The 1,695-nt window shown below is 72.4% G+C and carries 1 protein-coding gene and 1 pseudogene; both read right to left on the bottom strand.

Going from position 1 to position 1,695, the window contains the following annotated elements:
* Positions 1-67: 67 nt before the first annotated feature.
* Positions 68-1,045, bottom strand: a complete 978-nt coding sequence (locus tag AC0CYZ_RS00425; RefSeq protein ID WP_472210927.1) for a hypothetical protein — start codon at positions 1,043-1,045, stop codon at positions 68-70.
* Between the two features lie 295 nt (positions 1,046-1,340).
* A pseudogene (locus AC0CYZ_RS00420) lies at positions 1,341-1,695 on the bottom strand (ketol-acid reductoisomerase); the annotation flags it as partial.

Raw genomic sequence — 1,695 nt, 5'->3', positions numbered from 1 at the left:
CAACGGCACATTTCTGACGCCCGACGTCAGGACGGCGCCGTCCACACCTCGGCGGGCACGCCCACCCTCAGGCGGACCGCGGCAGGTCGGGCTGCCAGCGGACGAGAGGGGCCGGGAGGCGCTCGGCGACCCGCACGGCGTCGAGAACGTCCCGGAGGAGGCCGGCGGAATCGCCTGCGATCCGACTCGGGCGGATCCCGAACACGTGGAGCCCCGCCGACCGGTACGCACGGTGCTGGCGCTCCGTGTCGATCACCTGGTCCGGCGTCGCGAAGTGCTGCTCCACCGAGTCGATGGGCAGCACGAGCCCGATCTCCGGCAGGTAGGCGTCCGCGATGCCGAGCAGCCCGGTCGCATCGCTGAGACGCACGTTGAACAGCACGCCGCGCGGCAGGTCGGGGTGCGCCGACCACCACTGGTGGAAGTCGAACTCGGCCGCCGAGCGGGCGCCGTCCGCGGCGGCACGCAGCACGGCCCGGGGGACGGCGGTTCCACGACGGGAGCCGGCGTCGAGCTCGTCCAGGAGCGTGTCGACCAGGGTCATCCTCCGCTGGACGGGTTCGGTCAGGATCGCCGCGATGTCGGACCGACCCCGCATCCTCCGGACCGCGTCGATCACGCACCGCTCGAGCGAGGCGACCGGGAGACCGTCCCGGTGGAGCACGGGCGCGAGCCGCTTGGTCCGCTCGATCCGGATCGTCGGCGTGGACTGGACCCGCATCCCCTCGGGAACGAGGAGGTGGACGGCGGCCGGGAGCTCGCCACGTCGCAGCCGGTACGCCCGGGCGGCGTCGAGTCCCGTCAGGACCGACCGGTCGCCGGCATAGACCAGCCCGGCGCGCACGAGCTGCCGCCGCGTGGGGGTGCCGGTGCTCAGCCGGATCGTCGCCGGGGCCATCAACGTCCAGGGCCCGTCGTCACGGCACCGGCGGTAGGCCGTGCCCTCCGGGATCCCGAGTCGCACGAGTGTGCGGACGTGGATCGTGTCGTCCTCGGCGGCGGCACGGATGCGCTCCAGGTCGTTCGCCCAGTTCCCTCGCTTCATGGCCGGAGCGTGCGCGGGACGGCGGACAGGGCGTGAGCATCGACGGAGCGAGCTGTGGACGAGTGACGGCACCGTGCCGCTGGGGACGGACGACGACGGCGGACGTACCAGTCCGGTACGCCCGCCGTCGGTCGATCAGCTCGCCGGCCCCCTCGAGTGAACGGCGCCGTCCTGACGTCGGACGTCAGGAACGTGCCGTTGCTGCCCGGCCCCGGTCCCGTTGCTGGCGCGAGGCCCCGGTGCCGTTGCTGCCCCGAGGACCCAGGCCGTTGCCCCCGGGAGACCCCGGCGGAACTCAGGTGCGGTCGCGCCCGATCCACGGCATGAGGCCGCGCAGCTTGGCACCGACCTGCTCGATCTGGTGGGCCTTGCCCTCCTCCTCGAGCTTGGTGAAGTTCGGGCGGCCGTTCTCGTCCTCGGCGATCCACTCGCGGGCGAAGGAGCCGTCCTGGATCTCGCCGAGGATGCGGCCCATCTCCTCCTTGACCGCGGAGTTCACGATGCGCGGGCCGCGGGTGAGGTCGCCGTACTCGGCGGTGTCCGAGCAGCTCCAGCGCTGGCCGTAGATGCCCTTCTCGTACATCAGGTCCACGATCAGCTTGAGCTCGTGGAGGCACTCGAAGTAGGCGATCTCGGGCTGGTAGCCGGCC

The organism is Actinomycetospora sp., assembly GCF_055612215.1.
The sequence above is the reverse complement of the archived record's forward strand: the minus strand, read 5'-3'. Positions and strand labels throughout refer to the sequence as shown.

Excerpts from the sequence above, each read along its gene's own strand:
- AC0CYZ_RS00425 (WP_472210927.1), bottom strand. The coding sequence starts at position 1,045 with ATGAAGCGAGGGAACTGGGCGAACGACCTGGAGCGCATCCGTGCCGCC.